At 57.8% G+C, this 17,819-nt stretch carries 21 protein-coding genes; 11 read left to right on the top strand and 10 right to left on the bottom strand.

Annotated elements, in window-relative coordinates:
* Window positions 1–259: 259 nt before the first annotated feature.
* Window positions 260–1,576, top strand: a complete 1,317-nt coding sequence (gene gntT / locus AC6I7J_RS14100) for a gluconate transporter (protein ID WP_021508602.1) — start codon at window positions 260–262, stop codon at window positions 1,574–1,576.
* Between the two features lie 33 nt (window positions 1,577–1,609).
* Here the strand turns inward: gntT and AC6I7J_RS14095 are convergent, their stop codons facing one another.
* Window positions 1,610–2,692, bottom strand: coding sequence for a malate/lactate/ureidoglycolate dehydrogenase (locus tag AC6I7J_RS14095; RefSeq protein ID WP_058781244.1), 1,083 nt, complete (start codon window positions 2,690–2,692; stop codon window positions 1,610–1,612).
* A gap of 101 nt (window positions 2,693–2,793) precedes the next feature.
* Window positions 2,794–3,039, bottom strand: coding sequence for a hypothetical protein (locus AC6I7J_RS14090; RefSeq protein ID WP_058781245.1), 246 nt, complete (start codon window positions 3,037–3,039; stop codon window positions 2,794–2,796).
* A 218-nt stretch (window positions 3,040–3,257) separates the two neighbouring features.
* Here AC6I7J_RS14090 and AC6I7J_RS14085 point away from each other — a divergent pair, with 218 nt between their 5' ends.
* A complete protein-coding gene (locus AC6I7J_RS14085; RefSeq protein ID WP_445081475.1) occupies window positions 3,258–3,380 on the top strand; it encodes a small membrane protein YohP in 123 nt (40 codons plus the stop codon).
* Window positions 3,381–3,413: 33 nt separating this feature from the next.
* Here AC6I7J_RS14085 and AC6I7J_RS14080 read toward each other — a convergent pair whose 3' ends face one another.
* On the bottom strand, window positions 3,414–3,599 hold the full coding sequence (locus tag AC6I7J_RS14080) for a hypothetical protein (RefSeq protein WP_058781246.1): 186 nt from the start codon (window positions 3,597–3,599) through the stop codon (window positions 3,414–3,416).
* Between the two features lie 398 nt (window positions 3,600–3,997).
* Here AC6I7J_RS14080 and pagP point away from each other — a divergent pair, with 398 nt between their 5' ends.
* The 3 genes from pagP (at window position 3,998) to AC6I7J_RS14065 (ending at window position 5,714) form a co-directional block, all read left to right on the top strand.
* Entirely contained in the window at window positions 3,998–4,570 is a 573-nt protein-coding gene (gene pagP / locus AC6I7J_RS14075; RefSeq protein ID WP_021508599.1) for a lipid IV(A) palmitoyltransferase PagP, read from the top strand.
* A 150-nt stretch (window positions 4,571–4,720) separates the two neighbouring features.
* Window positions 4,721–4,930 (top strand): transcription antiterminator/RNA stability regulator CspE, encoded by a 210-nt coding sequence (cspE, locus tag AC6I7J_RS14070; protein ID WP_010615627.1) that lies wholly within the window; start codon window positions 4,721–4,723, stop codon window positions 4,928–4,930.
* 358 nt (window positions 4,931–5,288) lie between these two features.
* Window positions 5,289–5,714: a GNAT family N-acetyltransferase gene (locus tag AC6I7J_RS14065; protein ID WP_021508597.1), complete on the top strand. Its 426-nt coding sequence runs from the start codon at window positions 5,289–5,291 to the stop codon at window positions 5,712–5,714.
* On the opposite strand, the gene AC6I7J_RS14060 is transcribed toward AC6I7J_RS14065, so the two are convergent.
* Complete coding sequence (locus tag AC6I7J_RS14060; protein ID WP_058775269.1) at window positions 5,698–7,053, bottom strand: aminotransferase class I/II-fold pyridoxal phosphate-dependent enzyme; 1,356 nt, start codon at window positions 7,051–7,053, stop codon at window positions 5,698–5,700. The genes AC6I7J_RS14065 and AC6I7J_RS14060 overlap by 17 nt on opposite strands.
* A 136-nt stretch (window positions 7,054–7,189) precedes the next feature.
* On the opposite strand from AC6I7J_RS14060, the gene AC6I7J_RS14055 reads away from it, so the two are divergent.
* From AC6I7J_RS14055 to tatE, 6 genes are all read left to right on the top strand, one after another.
* Window positions 7,190–8,149: a substrate-binding domain-containing protein gene (locus AC6I7J_RS14055; RefSeq protein WP_498005982.1), complete on the top strand. Its 960-nt coding sequence runs from the start codon at window positions 7,190–7,192 to the stop codon at window positions 8,147–8,149.
* Window positions 8,150–8,151: 2 nt separating this feature from the next.
* Window positions 8,152–8,946 carry a deaminated glutathione amidase gene (locus tag AC6I7J_RS14050; RefSeq protein WP_058781249.1) on the top strand — a complete coding sequence of 265 codons (795 nt, stop codon included), beginning with the start codon at window positions 8,152–8,154 and terminating at the stop codon, window positions 8,944–8,946.
* Between the two features lie 22 nt (window positions 8,947–8,968).
* Window positions 8,969–9,856, top strand: coding sequence for an ABC transporter substrate-binding protein (locus AC6I7J_RS14045; RefSeq protein ID WP_141497072.1), 888 nt, complete (start codon window positions 8,969–8,971; stop codon window positions 9,854–9,856).
* The gene (locus AC6I7J_RS14040) at window positions 9,853–10,812 is read left to right on the top strand and encodes an amino acid ABC transporter permease (protein WP_132465587.1); all 960 of its coding nucleotides are present in this window, start codon (window positions 9,853–9,855) and stop codon (window positions 10,810–10,812) included. Before AC6I7J_RS14045 ends, AC6I7J_RS14040 begins: the two co-directional genes overlap by 4 nt.
* On the top strand, window positions 10,809–11,579 hold the full coding sequence (locus tag AC6I7J_RS14035) for an amino acid ABC transporter ATP-binding protein (protein ID WP_132465584.1): 771 nt from the start codon (window positions 10,809–10,811) through the stop codon (window positions 11,577–11,579). The genes AC6I7J_RS14040 and AC6I7J_RS14035 overlap by 4 nt, the downstream gene beginning before the upstream one ends.
* A gap of 98 nt (window positions 11,580–11,677) precedes the next feature.
* Entirely contained in the window at window positions 11,678–11,881 is a 204-nt protein-coding gene (gene tatE, locus AC6I7J_RS14030) for a twin-arginine translocase subunit TatE (RefSeq protein WP_010618871.1), read from the top strand.
* 78 nt (window positions 11,882–11,959) lie between these two features.
* Here the strand turns inward: tatE and AC6I7J_RS14025 are convergent, their stop codons facing one another.
* From AC6I7J_RS14025 to rlpA, 6 genes are all read right to left on the bottom strand, one after another.
* Window positions 11,960–13,009, bottom strand: coding sequence for an Ig-like domain-containing protein (locus AC6I7J_RS14025; protein WP_132465581.1), 1,050 nt, complete (start codon window positions 13,007–13,009; stop codon window positions 11,960–11,962).
* Window positions 13,010–13,164: 155 nt separating this feature from the next.
* Window positions 13,165–14,130, bottom strand: a complete 966-nt coding sequence (gene lipA / locus AC6I7J_RS14020) for a lipoyl synthase (RefSeq protein ID WP_498005978.1) — start codon at window positions 14,128–14,130, stop codon at window positions 13,165–13,167.
* A gap of 176 nt (window positions 14,131–14,306) precedes the next feature.
* Window positions 14,307–14,957 carry a lipoyl(octanoyl) transferase LipB gene (gene lipB / locus AC6I7J_RS14015; RefSeq protein ID WP_481657769.1) on the bottom strand — a complete coding sequence of 217 codons (651 nt, stop codon included), beginning with the start codon at window positions 14,955–14,957 and terminating at the stop codon, window positions 14,307–14,309.
* A gap of 69 nt (window positions 14,958–15,026) precedes the next feature.
* Entirely contained in the window at window positions 15,027–15,290 is a 264-nt protein-coding gene (gene ybeD / locus AC6I7J_RS14010; RefSeq protein WP_010618866.1) for a DUF493 family protein YbeD, read from the bottom strand.
* A 93-nt stretch (window positions 15,291–15,383) separates the two neighbouring features.
* Window positions 15,384–16,595 (bottom strand): D-alanyl-D-alanine carboxypeptidase DacA, encoded by a 1,212-nt coding sequence (dacA, locus tag AC6I7J_RS14005; RefSeq protein ID WP_021508587.1) that lies wholly within the window; start codon window positions 16,593–16,595, stop codon window positions 15,384–15,386.
* 118 nt (window positions 16,596–16,713) lie between these two features.
* A complete protein-coding gene (gene rlpA, locus AC6I7J_RS14000; protein ID WP_498005976.1) occupies window positions 16,714–17,814 on the bottom strand; it encodes an endolytic peptidoglycan transglycosylase RlpA in 1,101 nt (366 codons plus the stop codon).
* Between the last annotated feature and the right edge of the window lie 5 nt (window positions 17,815–17,819).

Genomic DNA, 17,819 nt, shown 5'->3' with positions numbered 1-17,819 from the left:
TGGCATAAAACAGCTAGTGTAACCAAAAGCCACGCCGCTGCCGGGGCAAACATTCTGATAACCCTCCGACAAAAAGTTGATCACCTTCGCAAAACAGAAATTCACCCGCTGCACCAGGTGCTTTCCCGTCAATGTTACCCTTAACATGATACCGGTAACAGGATGTCGCATTCTGAAACATCTGGCACTGATAACCCCTTTGTCCCATTACAACAAACCGCTGCCGGTAATACGCCGAGCGCAAAAGTGGAGAAAAATTATGCCATTACTCTATGTGGCAATTGGCGTGGCGTTACTGCTGCTGCTGATGATTCGCTTCAAACTTAACGGCTTCATCGCGCTGATTCTGGTGGCACTGGCGGTGGGCATGATGCAGGGCATGCCGGTCAATAAAGTGATTGGATCGATCAAAACCGGCGTCGGCGGTACCCTGGGCAGCCTGGCGCTGATCATGGGCTTTGGCGCGATGCTGGGGAAACTGCTGGCCGACTGCGGCGGTGCGCAGCGTATCGCCACCACGCTGATCGAAAAATTCGGCCAGAAGCACATTCAGTGGGCGCTGGTGCTCACCGGCTTCACCGTGGGCTTTGCGCTGTTTTATGAAGTCGGGTTCGTGCTGATGCTGCCACTGGTGTTCAGCATTGCCGCATCGGCGCGCGTGCCGCTGCTGTATGTCGGCGTGCCGATGGCGGCCGCCTTATCCGTCACGCACGGCTTTCTGCCACCGCATCCGGGCCCGACCGCGATCGCCACGTTATTTAATGCCGACATGGGGAAAACCCTGCTGTACGGTACGCTGCTGGGTATTCCGACGGTGATTCTGGCCGGGCCGGTGTATGCGCGTTTTCTGAAAGGCATTGATAAGCCGATTCCGGAAGGGCTGTGGAACCCGAAAACTTTCAGTGAAGCGGAGATGCCAGGCTTTGGTGTTAGCGTGTGGACGGCGCTGGTGCCAGTGATCCTGATGGCGCTGCGTGCCGTGGCAGAAATGCTGCTGCCGAAAGGTCATGTGCTGCTGCCGTACGCGGAATTTTTTGGCGATCCAATCATGGCGACGCTGATTGCGGTGCTGATTGCCATCTTCACCTTTGGCCTTAACCGTGGCCGCAGCATGGATGAGGTGATGGGCACCATCACTGACTCGATCAAAATCATCGCCATGATGCTGTTGATCATCGGCGGCGGTGGCGCCTTCAAACAGGTGCTGGTGGACAGCGGCGTGGATAAATACATCGCCGGCATGATGCACGAAACCAACGTCTCGCCAATCTTTATGGCGTGGTCAATTGCAGCGGTGCTACGTATTGCGCTGGGGTCAGCCACCGTCGCGGCGATTACCGCCGGCGGCATTGTGGCACCGCTGATTGCCACCAGCGGCGCCAGCCCGGAGCTGATGGTCATTGCCGTCGGTTCCGGCAGTGTCATCTTCTCGCACGTCAACGATCCGGGTTTCTGGCTGTTCAAGGAGTACTTCAACCTGACCATCGGTGAAACTATTCGCTCGTGGTCGGCGCTGGAAACCATCATCTCGGTGTGCGGTCTGCTGGGCTGTTTGCTGCTGTCCGCTGCGCTGTAACCGGCTGAGGCACCGCGCCTCAGCCCCGGCGGCTTACTGCGCTAAGGCGCGGAAGGCCGCCAGTTCGTCCTCCGGCATGCCAGCCTGGCGTGCCGCTGCGCAAATCTGCTGCCAGCTGTTGCTGTCCAGCGGAATGCCCTCGCGTTCACGTGCTGCCCGGTTGCGCGTTTCCCATTCGCCTGGCACCAGAATCTCTGCCTCACCACTTTGCGGTGAACGCCTGACCCACGCGAGAAACTCTTCGGCTTCCTGCTGCATCGCCGGTGCGTCAAACGCGTCAGGGTTCAGGATAATGGTGGTCATGCCGTTGAAGATGGCGTCAGTGCCGGAAAGCAGCGTGGCGTCATGCGTAGTGCGACCGCCGGACAGCGCGCCGCCAAGGATTTCGCACATCGTCGCCAGCGCATAGCCTTTATGCAGGCCGAAGGCGGTCAGCGCGCCATACGGCGACTGATGCATCACGCCCGGATCGGTGGTCGGCTGGCCCTGCGCATCAAGCAAATAGCCCGGCGCGACCAGCTGACCTTTGTTATACGCCACACGCGTTTTACCAAAGGCGATGCCGCTGGTGGCAAAGTCCAGCAGCAGCGGTTCGCCGTCGCGACGCGGAAACACCGCGCAGAACGGATTGGTGCCGAAGCGGCGATCGCTGCCGTTAAACGGCGCCACCATCGGATCGCCCATCACATTAACGAAGTGAAAGGAGATAAAGCCCGCTGCGGCACACTGCTCCGCCCAGTGTCCGATACGGCCAATGTGGTGCGAATGATGCAGGCCGACCGCCGCGAGGCCAAACCTGTTCGCCCGCTCAATGCCGTGCTGCATGGCCTCGTACGCGGCCACCTGGCCAAAGCCTTTCTGGCCATTAAGGGTGAGGACCGCGCCAGCGTCTTTTTCGATGCTGACGTGCTGATTGAGCTGGAGAAAGCCCTGCGTCAGCGAGGCCATGTAGCTCGGTATCATACCGACGCCGTGGGAATCATGGCCCGCGAGGTTAGCAGCAACAAGATGGTCAGCCACCAGGCGCGCTTCTTCGGCACTGCTACCGGCATGCAGCCAGATAGCCTGAACAAACTGATGTAAGCGGGAAGGGGAAACACGATGCAGTTCAGTCACGCGGTTAATCTCCTTATGGGGGGAGAGAGCATCCTGCGCTGAAATGGATAATAACCGCAAGTAAGGGCTGATAAAGGGCCACAACACGTGGCCCAACAAACTCAGTGCGGCTGTTCGAAGCCGGCTTTAACCATCTGTTCACGCAGTGCGCGTGCAATTTCACGGTTCCCACCCGTGATTGGATAAATAACGTTGTTGACGACATCGTCAAGATAATGCTCATCAAACTCTTGCAGGGTGAGCTGCGTACCGCCTTCGTCATTAATCGCAATGCTGCCACGAATGTGACTGCCATAATCCTTTGCCTTGAGGCTGTAACGACCCATGCTGGTATTAATCGTGCTCATATTATCTCCTTGTTACGTAGACATAGCGAACAATTGAGGCCTGCTACAGGCGCTGTAATTTTAGACAATCAGCGCGCTACGCGTGCGGCGGGATAGCAACTTAAGCGATAAGCTGCGACCGGGCTCGCAGAAAAAAAGAGCAGGCAACAGTCTCTGAGGCAAGTGACTGGGATCGCGCTCTCAGCGTCCAGCGAAGCCGGAATAATCATCTATACTGAATGCACGATGCGTTATTTTTCATCCTGAAGGAGCGAACTATGAAAATAATACTGTGGATTATTGCCATCATCTTTATTGTCGGGTTACTGACGATTACTGGCGTGTTTAAACTGATTTTCTGACGCGTTCAGGCACCCGGCGGGTGCCTGAAAACATTATTCAACGTGACGGGCGGCAGAAGCCGGTTGCAGGGATGACAGCGGGATCACATCGCGCAGGCTGATCGGCTTGCCGCACGCGGCGCAACAGGCGCCGTGATGATCGGGATCGTCGACCTTTTCCTTGCCGGGTACTGTATAAAAAAATTTGGCGCAACCGCAGCGGCTGCAACGAATTGTCATCTCAGTTCCTCCTCTCTCCGTCCTGGAGTGATGAGATTTATCTCAATCATCGGGTGAGTTCAATTGATAAATTTTATTAATTTATTCATGAAATCAATTTCTACGGATAAGTTGCTGAATATTAAGTAATCACCCTAAGTAATCATCAACTGAGCGGTGCATTTTCTGCACCTTTTACCCTCTGCGTTTTGTTTATTTGCCGTTTCGACTCCGTTCGCGCAGTGAGGTAAAATTAACCAGCTGATTGCCAGCAGAGCCGGGTGCGACTGGCGCCATCGTGGCGCGCGCGCTGTACGCGCTCGTGGCATCAGCCATTAACCCACGGCAGCACGGTGCGGCGCGATGTGGCGCTACGCGGTGACTGCCGGATACAGGATGATTTAACAGGAAGCATTGTTGTGAACTGGCGTATTTCTGCAGCCTTTTGCGGCTGTATTTTGACTTCATCGGTCTCTTTTTCGACACCAGCGGCAACCACAGGCGAAGCGATTAAATCGGGCTGGAATACCTTCTCCGATAACGTGGCGCAAACCTGGACACAACCGCAAAATTACGATCTTTACGTCCCGGCTATCACCTGGCACAACCGCTTTACTTACGATGATGAACACATCAAAAAGTACAACGAGCGGCCGTGGGGCGCGGGCGGTGGCGTTTCGCGCTGGGATGAAAAGGGCAACTGGCACGGCCTGTATGCCATGGCGTTCAAAGACTCTTTTAACAAGTGGGAGCCCATCGCCGGCTACGGCTGGGAAGCGACCTGGCGACCGCTAAACGATCAGAATTTCCATCTGGGCGCCGGTTACACCGCAGGCGTGACGGCCAGGGATAACTGGCGATATATCCCGGTTCCGCTGGTATTGCCGCTGGCTTCGATAGGGTATGGCCCGGCAACCTTCCAAATGACTTATATTCCAGGTACTTATAACAACGGCAACGTCTATTTTGCCTGGTTAAGATTTCAGTTTTAATCTCTGAAGATGCGCAGAAAGTGTGAAGGGCATGGAAAAAATCAATATTTATCACTTTTTCATCAATTCGCGCTGGACAAATGTCACTGCAATTGCTGTACTAGATGCCGACACAGTTTAGTGTCCATTTTTCATGTAAAGGTAATATAGATGTCCAAGATCAAAGGTAACGTTAAGTGGTTTAATGAGTCCAAAGGATTCGGTTTCATTACTCCAGAAGATGGCAGCAAAGATGTATTCGTACACTTCTCTGCTATCCAGAGCAACGGCTTCAAAACTCTGGCTGAAGGTCAGCGTGTAGAGTTTGAAATCACCGACGGCGCTAAAGGCCCATCTGCTGCTAACGTTACCGCTCTGTAAGTTAACAGTCAGAATTTTAAAAACCCGCCTGATGGCGGGTTTTTTTTGTGCTTTTTTCAGCCCTGCCACCAGCTAATGGCCCAGGCGATAATCACCAGCGTACTGAGCGACAGCGCCAGCCATTCATTTAAACAGTGCGGTACCAGATTCTTCATGTGCCATGCCTCGCAACTTCATTTATGCCAGCATGGCAAAGCAAGATTAAGCCAGCCTTAAGCCAGCGTGACAGCGGCATGACAAGGCACATTCTGCGGCGTCGCTCACAGATAATTCCCGTAACATACTCATAACAAAGCTTACTTGCAGATTTTTCAGCGGCAACGCTATATAACAGCAGTCAGGGAACGGAGGAGGCAGGATGAACATACGTGAAGCACAGGCCAAAGACAGCTTTGCCCTGAGTGCATTGTTAACCGAGCTGGGTTATCGCGGCACGGAAAAATTTATCAGCGATCGGCTGGCGCAATTGTGCGCCCATCCCGACGAGACGTTGCTGGTGGCGGAACACGGTAACCAGGTGCTGGGATTTCTTTCGCTGCACTTCATTCCGCAGCTGGCATTAGCGGGCGATTTCGCGCGCATCAGCTATTTCTGTATCGCCGAGGGCGAGCGCAGTAAAGGCAGCGGCCAGCAACTGCTGAACCACGCCGAGCAACTGGCGCGCGCCCGCGGCTGCGACCGCATGGAAGTGCATTGTCACGCCTCGCGACTGAAAGCCAACCAGTTTTATGCGCGAGAAGGCTACGTTGAATCGCCACGCTATCACATCAAAGATCTGGGCTGATATTAAGCTCGCGTCCGCAGGCAATCACTAACGCATCGGCGATGCTGTCGAGCTGATCGGCCGGCAGCCGCGCAATGCTGACGCGAATGAACTGTCCGCTGTTGATGCTGCAGCGTTCGCCTGGCAGCACGGTGATACCCCGGGCGGCGAGGGTGATCATGGCATACTGCTCTGACGCCACCGACAGCATCACGCTCAGGCCGTCGCGATCTTCCTGTACCAGCCCGCGCCGCGCCAGTGCGGCCAGCAACTGCTGACGGCGCGCGGCATACGTGGCTTTAGCCTGCTGTATGCGCTGCTGGGTGGGCGCATCGCTCAGCATCCAGGCCACCGCATCCTGCAGAATACGGCTGGTCCAGCTGACCCCGAAGTTACGCCACGACTGCAGCCGTTTCACCAGTTCTGCCGTGCCGGATACTACCGCCAGCCGCAAATCCGGGCCGTAGGCTTTAGAAAAGGAGTGCACGTGCAGCGTGCGCTGCGGATAGTGGCGGCCGAGACTCCATACCGGCCAGCGCGACAAATCGCCGATGCCGTCATCCTCGACAATCAGGGTGGCACTCTGCGCCAGCACCTGCGCCAGCGCTTCGCTGCGCTGCTGGCTGACGCTGTAGCCGGTCGCTGAGTGGGTGCGTGGCTGATAAATGAACATCGCTGGCGCTTTCTGTAAGTGTGTCGCCATCACCTCAGGCAGCGGTCCCTGCTCATCACCGGGCAGCGGCAGGATCTCGGCACCGATGTTGTCGAGCATATCCAGCAGACGCGTCGCGGTCGGATCTTCAATCACTACCCGATCGCCGGGTGACAGCAGCGTCTGCACTATCAGGTTCATGGCATCAAAGCCGCCATCGGTCGCCAGCCACGCCTCCGCCGGACAGGGCCAGCGCGGCGCAATGGCCGCCTGCAGCTGTGGCGAAATCGCCTCACGCTGATAGCTATTCAGCTGCGGTGACGCCAGCCCGGCCAGCATCGCCGGGCGCAGGTCCGGCAGCAGTGCCGGATCGGGCGCAGCCATCGCCAGCGCGGCTTTGACGTTTTCACCATAGTTGCCAATTTTCTCAAAGCGGACCGGTCGCGGCATCACACTGTTGCCGCACACCCAGATTCCGCTTCGCCCTTTACCCGCCAGCACTTTCTGCTTTTTCAGCTGCGCCCAGGCCGCGGATACCGTGGCCGGACTCACGCCCAGCCGCTCCGCCAAATCGCGCACCGCCGGCATCTGCATGCCTACGGCAATCTGTCCGTCGCGTATCAATGTTGACGCGGCGAGGGTAATGCCTTTTACCGAGGCGTCGTTAATCTGCTGGCTGAGCCACTCTGCATCCACAATTTGCGTCATAAGAAAAAGCTTTGTTCAGTAACAAAGAAATGATTGTTCAGATTAGTATTCGCGTTTTAGACTCAAATTCAAGCACAATTTGCAGAAAAAATGCACAGCGCCAGCGTGGCGGCTGAACAAACGGAGAAGCACAACGATGATCACTATCAGACTGGCGGTGCGCGACTGGGATTACTTCACGCCGCTGGCGCTGGGCGATATTCAGCCACAGGGCTTCAGGCTGGTCATTGACCGCGTAGGCACGCTGGTGGATAACCTGGCCAGCAGTGAACACTACGAAGGCGGTGAGGTGTCGTTCAGCCGCTATGCGCAGGCACGGGCGCGCGGCGACGATTCACTGCTCGGCCTGCCGCACTTTCTGATGCGTGGCTTTCGCCAGCGCTGCATCATCACCACCACCGCCAGCCCGCTCACCACGCCGGCCCAGCTGAAAGGCAAAAGAATCGGCGTTACCGGCTGGCAGGACTCCGGTAATACCTGGACGCGCACCGTGCTGCGCGAAGCGGGCGTCGATATCAACGACGCCTTCTGGTTTGCCGGACGCCTGACCGCTGATCATCCCGTTGTTGACCGGCTGGCGGGATTTGGTCGCCCGGGCCGTATCGAACCGGCGCCGGACGAGCGTCCGCTGATTGAACTGTTGAAAGCCGGCGAGCTGGATGCGGTGTTCACGCCGTTTATGCCTGAGGGTTTTTTCATGAAAGATTCCGGTCTGCGCCAGCTGCAGGCGGATTTCGTCAGTGCCGAGCGCGACTACTTCAACCGCGTCGGCTATGTGCCCGGTATTCATCTGCTGGCGCTGAAGCCGGCGCTGGCGGCGGCGCATCCGTGGCTGCCGCAGGCGCTGAGCGAGGTGATCGATCGCGCGTATCAGCTGTGGATGCGCAAACGCGAGAAGTACGCGGATACCACGCCGTGGCTGCTGGATGATTTGCGACGCACCGCGCAGGAATTGCCTGCCGACTGGAATCAAAACGGATTTACCGCTAACAAAAGGATGATTGCCGACTTCGCCCGTGAGCTGTTTCAGCAGGGCTTAACCACAACGTTGCTCTCGCCGGAGGAGATTTTCCCGGCGGCGGCCAGAGGGGAGTGAAGATGAAAGTAGCCATGGGGCAGTTCGCCGTTAGCCGCGAATGGCAGGAGAACACTGCCATTTGTCGCGGTCTGATGCAGGATGCGCTGGCGGCGGGCGCCGATCTACTGGTGCTGCCGGAAGGCGTGCTGGCGCGCGATATCGCCGATCCCGATCTGGTGTTAAAAGCCGCACAGCCGCTGGACGGGCCGTTTGTCAGTCAGCTGCTGGAAACCAGCAAAGGTAACGCGCTGACCACCATGATGAGCGTGCACGTGCCGACGCAGGATAACAAAGCGCACAACGTGCTGATTGCCGTGCGTAATGGCGAAATCATCGCGCAGTACGTCAAGCTGCATCTGTACGATGCCTTCGCCATGCAGGAGTCGCAGCGGGTCAATCCGGGTGATGCCGTGCCGCCGCTGGTTGAGGTGGCTGGCATGAAAGTCGGGCTGATGACCTGCTACGACGTGCGTTTTCCCGAACTGGCGCGCCGGCTGGTGCTGGACGGTGCCGACGTGCTGGTGCTGCCTTCCGCCTGGGTAAAAGGACCGTTGAAGGAGATGCACTGGGAACTGCTGACCAGTGCGCGCGCGCTGGAAAACACCTGCTACATGGTGGCGGTAGGCGAGTGCGGGCCGCGCAACATTGGTAACAGTCTGGTGATCGATCCGCTTGGCGTGGTGATTGCTAAGGCACCGGAGTGCGCCGCACTGGTGTTTGCCGAACTGGATCCGGCCCGCATCGCCTACGCCCGCAGCGTGCTGCCGGTACTGGAAAATCGCCGCTTTGCCCGTCCGGAATTGCAATCACTTTGACCTGCCTGGGGGAAACTGACTGATGAAAATGCTTTTAACCGCCATCGCGCTGGCGACCGGCCTGACGGCGAGCGTCGCCCAGGCAGCGGACGCCATTCCGACGCAAAAAATGGATCAGGCGCTGCACGATCGACTGCCCGCGCAGATCAAGCAGGCTGGCAAAATGATCTCGGTAAACAACGGCTCCTTTCCGCCGTATGAGATCGTTAACGGGCCGCACTCAATGGATGGCGCCTCGGCCGATCTTACCGTGGCGCTCGGCCAGCTGTTGGGCGTGAAAATTGAACACGCGACGGTGAGCGGTCTGTCCGGCGTACTGGCCGGCATTAATTCCGGACGCTATCAGATGGCCATCGGGCCGATAGGTGATTATCCGGATCGCCAGCAGAAGGTGGACTTCATCGACTACGTGCAGGAGTTTGTGGTGTTTGGCGTGCAGAAGGGCAATCCGGCGCACATCAACGGTCTGGCAGATACCTGCGGCAAGCGCATTGCGGTGATGGCGGCCGGTTCGGCGGAGCAGGTGATCCGCAAACAGTCAGCCGCCTGTGAGGCTGCGGGCAAACCTGCAGTCGTAGTGCAGTCCTTTACCGATCAGCCTTCGTCGATACTGGCGGTGCGCTCGAAGCGTTCGGATGCCTTCTTCTCCTCGCAGGCGCCGCTGACCTATTTCATTGAGCAGGCGCAGGGGCAGCTTGAACTGTCTGGTCAGGGGCAGAAAAACGGCTTTGGCGATATCTTTCAGGGCACGGTCGTTCCCAAAGGCTCGCCGCTGGGTGAGGTGGTGCTGGATGCCTACAAAGAACTGTTTGCCAACGGCACCTACGCGGCCATCATGAAAAAGTGGAAGCTGGACGGCAACATGCTGCCGCAGCCGGGACGTAACCTGGCGCAGGAGACGGCAAAATGAGTGCCGTCGGCCCCAACGCGCGCCCCACGGATCAGGGGGACGTGCCGCAGCGCGACGTCGCTTTTGCCCGTAGCGCGCCCGCGTATGGACGCTGGGTTAGCTGGATCGTGGTCCTGACGCTGGCAGCGAATGGTCTGTGGCTGGTGGCGACCAATCCCAATTTTGAGTGGCACGTGGTGCTGCAGTGGTTTACCGAAGGCTCGGTGCTGAAAGGGCTGCAGGTGACGCTCGGGCTGACGGTGGTGTCGATGGTGCTGGGCACCCTGCTGGGGCTGCTGCTGGCGGTCTGGCGGCTGTCAGAGAATAAACTGCTGAGCGGCGTGTCGGCGCTCTACATCTGGTTCTTTCGCGGTACGCCGCTGCTGGTGCAGCTGATATTCTGGTACAACCTGTCGACACTGTTTCCCACGCTTTCGATCACCGTGCCTTGGACGGACATCACCTTTGCCAGCTGGAATACTAACGATCTGATCACGCCGCTGACTGCCGCCATCGCCGGTCTGGCGCTCAACGAGGCTGCCTATATGGCGGAGATTATCCGTGCCGGCCTGCTGTCGGTCGATCACGGTCAGGTTGAAACCACTCAGGCGTTTGGCATGAGCCGCAGCCGCGCGCTGCGGCGTATCATCATTCCACAGGCGATGCGCGCCATTATTCCCCCGACCGGCAACCAGCTGATTAGCATGATCAAAGCCACATCGCTGGTGAGCGTCATCGCGATGGGCGATCTGCTCTATTCGGTGCAGGCCGTTTATAACCGTACCTTTGAAATCATTCCGATGCTGATGGTGGCGGTGATCTGGTATCTGCTGATTACCTCGATCCTCAACGTCGGCCAGTCAGCCATTGAGCGCTACTACGCGCGCGGCAGCAAACGTACCGTGGTGATGAACAAACGACGCGCCAGCAGTGACACGGCGCTGGCCGCGGCCCCGCGTTTAAAGGAGGACGTATGAGCGAGATTCAGCCGCTGGTGCGTGCGCGTAATGTGCAAAAGAGCTTCGGTGATAACGCGGTGCTGAAAGGCATCGATCTCGATGTGTTTCCGGGCGAAGTGGTGGTGATTCTCGGGCCTTCGGGCTCAGGCAAGTCGACCTTTCTGCGCTGCATTAATCATCTGGAAGAGATGAATGCCGGCTCGATTATGGTGGGCGACGAGCAGATTGGTTACGCGCTAAAGCGCGGCTTGCTGCATCGCCTGTCGGCGCGGAAAATTGCCCATCAGCGGCAGAAAATCGGCATGGTGTTTCAGCAGTTCAATCTCTATCCCCATATGACGGTACTGCAAAACATCATGGAAGCGCCGATTGGCGTGCACAAGTTCCCACGCGATGAGGTGCTGCAACACGCGCGTGAGCTGCTGGCAACGGTCGGATTGAGCGATAAAGCCGACGCCTGGCCGCGGCATCTGTCGGGGGGACAACAGCAGCGCGTGGCGATTGCCCGTGCGCTGGCGATCAAACCGCTGCTGATGCTGTTCGATGAACCGACGTCGGCACTGGATCCGGAACTGGTGGGGGAAGTGCTGGCTACAATGCGTACGTTAGCCGATCGCGGCCTGACCATGATTGTGGTGACGCATGAAATCGGCTTTGCGCGTGAAGCCGCCGATCGCGTGGTGTTCATGGATGGTGGCGTGGTGGTGGAACAGGGACCGCCAGAGCAGGTGATTGGCAATCCGCAGCATCCGCGTACCCAGGCGTTCCTCAGCCGCTTTATCTGACCGTGAGATCTCACTCTGTTACAGATTGCAGTTGAGCGTGGTGAATAACTGCGCGTTAATAGTGCTGTCCGTTTTTCGCGAAGGTTGAAAGGTAAAATATGGAAGGTATCAGTATTGCCAAACTGCTGATCATCGGTGCGCTTATCGTACTGCTTTTTGGCACCAACAAGTTACGTTCACTGGGTGGCGATCTGGGTTCCGCAATCAAGGGCTTTAAAAAAGCCATGAAAGATGATGAATCCACCGCAACCAAAAGCAGTGCCGAAGAAACGCCTGCTGAACGCGTCGGCCATAAAGAGTAATCTCTGCGCTGAACGTCAATAAGTGTAAATATTTATTACGTTAAAAAACCAGACTGCTACAGTCTGGTTTTCGTTTTTTTAGTGCCAGACAATGTGATGTTCCAGCGGTTCATCCCAGCCTGGCAGGTTGCCGCCGTGATCGCCGCTGGCGGTCAGTGTGCTGTCAGCATTGTTCCACTCATCCAGCCATGCTTCGCTGAAGGTCAGCGGCAGAATAGCGGGCGCAATATCATCCTGCTGCATCGCCAGTTCCATCAGTGCACAATCAATCGCGCTGAGATCGCTGTCATCAATTGGCGTGATAATAGCGGCAGGCTGCGGCAGTACGGTAATCAACTTATTGTAACGGCTGCTGACATGCCCCTGTTCATCGAAGAACTCTGCACTGAAAACATGCTGTGCCGCGCTTAAATCGGCGGGCTGAGCGAACTGCCAGTGACCCTGTGCGTCGCCCGTTACCACCTCGATCAGCACATTATCGATATAAATATGCACCTGATCGCCGGCAGCCAGCGTGCCGCTAAACATTTTCGGCTCACCGCTGTCATCGTAATCCACCGCATAGTCGGGTTGCTGTATGTCGCGCAGCACAGCCACCTCTGGCAGACTCAGCGGCTGCCGGGCTGGGAGCGTGGGGACAGGCGACGGGTGGAGCGTCTGATGTTCAGCTGTATACCATGCCGCAGGCAGCGCGCTGACCAGCGACAGCGCCGGGCTGAGCGCCGGAACCTCAGGCAGGCTGTGCCAGAGGCTCTCGCCGGCGGCCTGCTGCGCTGACTCCAGCGGCGGCAGCGCTGGCAGTAACGGCGTTTCATCCGGCGTTACGCTGCGCAGTTCGGTGAACGGCAGTGCGGGCGCGGGCGCAGACGCAAGCTGCGCGCTTTGCGGCAGGTGCAGATGAATTTCGTCGTAGCGGTGGTCGATGCTGATGGCGGTTGCAAGAAACGCCAGTTCGCACGACGCATGGGGCGTCACGAACGGATTAGTGATATCCATGGGCGTGGTACGCGCTTTTAGCGCATCCAGGCTTTCGCCCGACGCGCCGCTTCGCGGTCTACCAGAGGATGGACCTGACACATCCGCCGCCCGCATAAAATCGAGCTCATCGATATGAAAGGATGATTGCATAATCTGACCTTTATGAAAAAAACACTGAGAAAATAAAATAATAAACAGGCTCTTATGGCCTCAGCGGTTAAAGCGACAGATTTGCGACAGGAATTAAGCGGTTTAAGCAGAATTTTTGCGATTGCGCCGCAGCAGGGCGCAATCGCGGCAGGAGATTACTTCACTTCCAGGCCTTTCGCCTGCATATCAGCGTGATAAGACGAGCGGACGAAAGGACCGCAGGCGGCGTGGGTAAAGCCCATCGCCAGCGCTTCTTCTTTCATCTCATCAAATTCAACCGGGCTGACGTAACGCTGTACCGGCAGGTGGTGACGGCTTGGCTGCAGGTACTGGCCGAGGGTCAGCATGGTGACACCGTGGCGACGCAGATCGCGCATCACCTCGATGATTTCCGCATTGGTTTCCCCGAGACCGACCATCAGACCAGATTTGGTTGGCACGTCCGGATGCGCCTCTTTAAAACGCTCCAGCAGCTTCAGCGACCACTCATAGTTAGCGCCCGGACGCACCTGACGATAGACGCGCGGTACGTTTTCCAGGTTATGGTTGAACACATCCGGCGGCGTAGCCGTGAGGATCTCCAGCGCGCGATCCATACGCCCGCGGAAGTCCGGCACCAGCGTTTCAATTTTGATGGTCGGGCTTTTCTCGCGGATGGCGCTGATGCAGTCAGCAAAGTGCTGTGCACCGCCGTCACGCAGATCGTCGCGGTCCACCGAGGTGATCACCACATAGCGCAGCGCCATATCGGCGATGGTTTGTGCCAGCTTCAGCGGCTCGTTGGCGTCCGGCGCGTTTGGCCGACCGTGTGCCACATCGCAGAACGGACAGCGGCGGGTACAGATGGCACCGAGGATCATAAAGGTGGCGGTGCCATGGTTAAAGCATTCGGCGAGGTTAGGGCAGGAGGCCTCTTCACACACCGAGTGCAGGCCGTTTTTACGCATCGCCGCTTTGATGCCCTGAATGCGGCTGGAATCCGCAGGCAGTTTGATCTTCATCCACTCCGGCTTACGCAGGATTTCCTGGCGTTCGGTGACCACGGTTTTTACCGGAATCAGCGCCATTTTGTCGGCATCGCGATACTTGACGCCACGTTCCATCTGAATTGGTTTACTCATAAATCTGCAGGTTCCGGTCGGGATTGCGATTTGAAAGCTTCCTCACTCAAACTGAGAACCAGGCTTTCAACTTTATTTGAAAAAATTGCAAAAATTATATCATCTTGCCGGGACAGAAGCAGCCGATAAGCCGTGGCGAAAGTTACAATTTTGTAAATGCGCACATACGGTCAAGGTCAGCGCGCGGCCTCATCATGCCATTCCGTGTCGCTAAAGCCGGTCAGGCGCGCGAAATGCTGCACCAGGCGCGGCTGCACGTCCGCCGGCGTGATGCCGGGCCGGAAGGCGCTGATCTGCGTCATCTGCATGCCGGCATAGCCGCAGGGATTGATGCGCAGGAAGGGCGCCAGATCCATCGCGACATTGAGCGCCAGACCGTGAAACGAGCAGCCTTTACGGATGCGCAGGCCGAGCGAACAGATTTTCGCATCGCCAACGTATACGCCGGGCGCATCCGCACGCGCACGCGCACTGATGTCGTAATCAGCCAGCGTAGCGATGACCGTCTCTTCCAGTGCGGTGACCAGATCGCGCACGCCCAGCTTGCGGCGTTTAACGTCAATCAGTACATACATTACCTGCTGGCCCGGGCCGTGATAGGTTACCTGGCCGCCGCGATCGCTCTGTACCACCGGAATATCGCCCGGCACCAGCACATGTTCGGCTTTGCCCGCCTGGCCCTGAGTAAACACCGCAGGGTGTTCCACCAGCCAGAGTTCATCGGCGGTGGCGCTGTCGCGCCGATCGGTAAAGTGATGCATGGCATCGGAGACGGGCTGCCAGTCGCGCTGGCCAAGCTGACGAACAAGAAGCGTATTAGCAGACAAAGCAGAAGTCCGGTAGCGAGTGGAGGGCAGAGTATAACGCTGGCAAAGCGGCCTTTACCAGCGTCAGCATTACAGCACCATGCGCACGATTTCGATGTTGCCCAGCTCTTCGTACAGGGTTTCCACCTGTTCGATGTGGGTAGCGTTAATGGTGATCGAAACCGAGTGATAATTGCCTTTGCTGCTGGGCTTCACGTCAGGGCTGTAGTCGCCGGGCGCATGACGCTGCACCACTTCAACCACTTGATCAACCAGCTCCGGTTGCGCCAGGCCCATCACTTTGTAGGTAAAAGGCGTCGGGAATTCGAGCAGTTCATTCAGTTTGGTTTTCATATTAACTCCGGTGCATAAAAAACAGGCTCCCGCCGAAGCGGGAGCAATATAGTAGCTTATCTGGGGACGGATTGGCGATTTTTCAAGCGCGCCTTAGCCGAACCAGTGATGGAACATCAGTTTGATGTAATCGATGATGCGGCTGAAGAAACCGCCTTCCTGCACTTCGTTCAGCACCACCAGCGGACGCTGTTCAATGGTTTTACCATCCAGCTGGAAGTTGATGCTGCCCACGACCTGGTTTTTCTGCAGCGGCGCGTGCAGTTCGGTGTTGTTCAGCACGTAACTGGCCTTGAGGTCTTTCATGCGGCCGCGCGGGATGGTCAGGTAGGCATCTTTTTCCACGCCGAGCTGCACGCGATCGCTGTTGCCAAACCATACCGGCTCAGAGGCAAACTCTTTGCCCGCCTTCAGCGGTGCCACGGTTTCGAAGAAGCGGAAGCCCCAGGTCAGCAGCTTTTTACTCTCGGTTTCACGGCCTTTGAAGGTGTGACCGCCCATCACCGCCGAGATCAGACGCATCTGGCCTTCGGTCGCTGACGCCACCAGGTTGTAACCGGCGGCTTCGGTGTGGCCGGTTTTGATGCCGTCGACGTTCAGGCTGGTATCCCACAGCAGGCCGTTACGGTTCATCTGGCGGATGTTATTAAAGGTGAACTCTTTCTCTCTGTAGACCGCGTACTCATCCGGCACATCGCGAATCAGCGCCTGACCAATCAGCGCCATGTCACGCGCCGTACTGTACTGACCGTCAGCATCAAGACCGTGCACGGTCTGGAAATGGGTATTTTTCAGGCCCAGCGCGCCCACGTAGTTGTTCATCAGGTTAACGAACGCGTCCTGGCTGCCGGCAACGTAATCGGCCATCGCCACGCAGGCGTCGTTACCGGACTGCAGCACAATACCGCGCGTCAGCTGAGAGACCGGTACGCGATCGCCCGGCTTGAGGAACATCAGCGAGGAGCCTTTGAACACCGGATTGCCGGTTGCCCAGGCATCTTTACCGACGGTAACAATGTCATCCTGATGGATTTTGCCCGCTTTGACCGCCTGGCCGATGACGTAGCTGGTCATCATTTTGGTCAGACTGGCCGGGTCGCGGCGCGCGTCCGCGTTCTTTTCCGCCAGCACTTTGCCGGAGTTATAGTCGATCAGCACGTAAGCTTCGGCATCGATGTCCGGCACGCCCGGAATCATGGTTTTCAGATTAACATCATCTGCAAAGGCAACGTGGCTGAGGGAGAGAGCGACCAGTGATCCCACTGTCAGGCGTTTCAGAAAACGAGAAGGTTTCAGCGTATTCATGTTCAGGACTACAGCATCCGTGGGGTTAAAAGTGAAAAAAGTGCCTTACTATAGCAAAGCTGCCATCGTGCGACATCTGGCTTTATGCCTCAGTGTCAGCAGGCAAGGGCACGGCCCGTCACATTGACGGGCGGGCCGTGGTAATAAAGGAGCTGATCTGCGCTTCAGTGCTCAGACGCTGTTGCAGCGCCGCGGCCTGAGCCCGGCTGCTGAAACCGCCAAGCTGCACGCGGTAGACGTTGCCATTGGCTTCCACTGCGCCGGGTACACCAAAGCGCTGGCCAAGGCTGTCCGCCATCTGCCGGGCGCGAGCGGCATCATTCAGGGCGCCAACCTGTACCACAAAACCGCTGCCGGCATGGGCACTGGCGTTATGGCTGGCCGGAGCCGGACTCGCTGCCGCAGCCGCAGCCGGTGCGGCAGGGCTGGCGGCAACCGGTGTGGCCGGTGCGCTGCCTTCCAGTACGCCGCTGGCTAACGGCTGCGGTGCGCCGAGAAAGCCGCTGCTCTGCACCGGTGCACCGATGTTGCCGTTGCTCTGCAGTGAACTGTTATCCACCGCGCGGACATCCTGTGCGGCAGGCGCTGGCGCGCTGCTGGCACCGGTCATCACCATGCCGCCGCTCAGGTCAGGGCGCGCCGGCAGCGCATAGCTCTGTTTGGCCACGGTGGTGCCGATGGTGCCCGGGCCGGATACTGAACCGTCCGGCGCTACTTTGATGTAATCCACCCGTACGCGGGTGTTATTGGAAATATTCAGGCGATCGCCCGCGGCGCGCGACAGGTCGATAATCCGGCCCGGCGTATAAGGGCCGCGATCGTTAACGCGCACCACAATCTGCCGGCCATTGGCCAGGTTGGTGACGCGCACGTAGCTTGGCAGTGGCAGGGTAGGGTGTGCGGCGCTTAACGCGTCCGGATCGTAGGTTTCACCCAGCGCGGTGCGGTTGCCCTGCGCTTCTTCACCGTACCAGGTTGCCAGACCAACTTCGCTGTAGTTGGACGGATCTTTAATCACCCGGTAGGTTTTGCCGTTGACGCTGTAGTCCTGGCTGGTAGAGGGATTGATCGGCTCATGGCGCGGCTCCACGCCGGGAATCTCCACCACCGGGCCATTGTAGGCCGGCTGCGGCGGGGCCGTGTTCGTCTGCTGTTCCGGTGTGGAACAGGCAGCCAGTACCAGTGATGCCAGAGCAACCCCAAGCCAGTCCTTACGCATGTGCA

The organism is Type-C symbiont of Plautia stali (genome assembly GCF_059730935.1).
The sequence above is the reverse complement of the archived record's forward strand: the minus strand, read 5'-3'. Positions and strand labels throughout refer to the sequence as shown.